The sequence below is a fragment of the Vibrio sp. S9_S30 genome, assembly GCF_014694455.1.
GTDB lineage: Bacteria > Pseudomonadota > Gammaproteobacteria > Enterobacterales > Vibrionaceae > Vibrio.
This window is the reverse complement of record NZ_JAAUWT010000083.1, coordinates 1-1561: the sequence shown is the minus strand read 5'-3', so window position 1 is coordinate 1561 and position 1561 is coordinate 1. Positions and strand designations below refer to the sequence as shown.

The window sequence follows — 1561 nt, the reverse complement described above, 5'->3', positions numbered from 1 at the left end:
TTGTTTGTTAGAGCGATACAAGCAAACAGGCTTTACTTGGCAATGAAGCACTTAACTTGCATTCAATGAACAACATCTTAGACAACAAAACCTGCTGCAACCAGACCACAATACCCAAAACACCGAACCAGTCGAAGAATTTAGAAAAACGAGACAAAAGCCAAGCTTCAAAATTTGATGAATTGGGAAACTTTGGGGAAACCGACAGCAGCTTGGCTTGTGAGGATTCTCCATCTTGATTCAGGTTAAGGAATCGAACTCAAAAACACTGAAGTTAGCAACTTTCGAAAACCTGACAACCCTTGAATCTTCAAAGCGCTATAACGCCCAATTAAGGGGTGAACAACGCCTCCACCAAACCTAAAACATTGTGCCATAAACACTAAAGCTGAAGTAGAAGCAAAAATGCCAAGCGTTGAGAATCCCTCTTAAATTGCTTGTTATGTGTTTGAACTTAAAGGGACTTCCATTTCCACCAACCCTTTGACTTCAGATGTTCTAACAAAGCCTTTGGACTCATACAGATTGATAGCTGGGTTTTCACTAAACACACGTAGAACTAGCTTAGTGGATTGACGACTGAGTGCATGCCCTACGACTAGATCAAGGCACTTAGCCCCAATTCCTCTACCTTGAAACTCCGGTAAAAGTTGAAAGTCTCTCAGAAAGGTCGTTTCGCCACTATAGCTAAAACGAAGAACACCGACACGAGCTTGGTCTAGGTGAATCTCGTAGTTTTCTAGTTCTTCCCAACTATTTAGAAACTGATTATGATCCCAGGTAATCCCACGATTTAGATAATAACTTGCCATATTTGTCTTGGTTAAAGACTCTGCGAATAAGGGGTCGCTACCGATTTTAAGCTGTACTTCCATGCCTTTCCCTCTGGCTACACATAACGCCCAATTAAGTAGCCAAAAACGTACAAATGCCGTTCCTGCAAACCACCTTAATCATTAAATTCAACGCAAACTAAAAATGCCACGCGTTTTTGGTCTGCTTGAATTGCTTGTTATATGAATTATTCGCGGACATCATAATTTTCAACTTTTATCCAATCACTATCATCTGTTGGTTTTTCCCACATACTTCCTACTGGAGAGCTCAATAAATCAATTAAACTAGGCTCTATTTCTAAGAAGCGAAGAAGTGGGCATATCACCATATTTTCTGGATTATCAATGTACCCATCAGGCTCAGTACCAGTGAAAAAGATCCATCCTGAATCGCAAGGATTATTAGGCTCTTCTCTAACTATAAATCGTACTTTGTGTCTATCGGGACCAATGCAATAGTTTGTAGCCATAACTAATGGGGCATTTTCATTCCACGATTTTGGTAAATCTAGATGAGACATATTATATAGCTCCAGTATTCACATAACGCCCAATTAAGTAGCCAAAAACGTACAAATACCGCTTCTGCAAGCCACCCTAAACACAAAACTCAACGCAAACTAAAAATGCCACACGTTTTTGGTCTGCTTGAATTGTTTGTTATGAACGGACTTTACGGCAACCCCAATTTGCCAGCAAATGCAGAAGCCTAAGACACCGAGCCA

At 40.4% G+C, this 1561-nt stretch carries 2 protein-coding genes; both read right to left on the bottom strand.

Going from position 1 to position 1561, the window contains the following annotated elements:
* Positions 1 to 440: 440 nt before the first annotated feature.
* On the bottom strand, positions 441 to 875 hold the full coding sequence (locus HC752_RS24100) for a GNAT family N-acetyltransferase (protein ID WP_047109201.1): 435 nt from the start codon (positions 873 to 875) through the stop codon (positions 441 to 443).
* 146 nt (positions 876 to 1021) lie between these two features.
* Positions 1022 to 1357, bottom strand: coding sequence for an immunity protein Imm33 domain-containing protein (locus tag HC752_RS24095; RefSeq protein WP_190337713.1), 336 nt, complete (start codon positions 1355 to 1357; stop codon positions 1022 to 1024).
* Between the last annotated feature and the right edge of the window lie 204 nt (positions 1358 to 1561).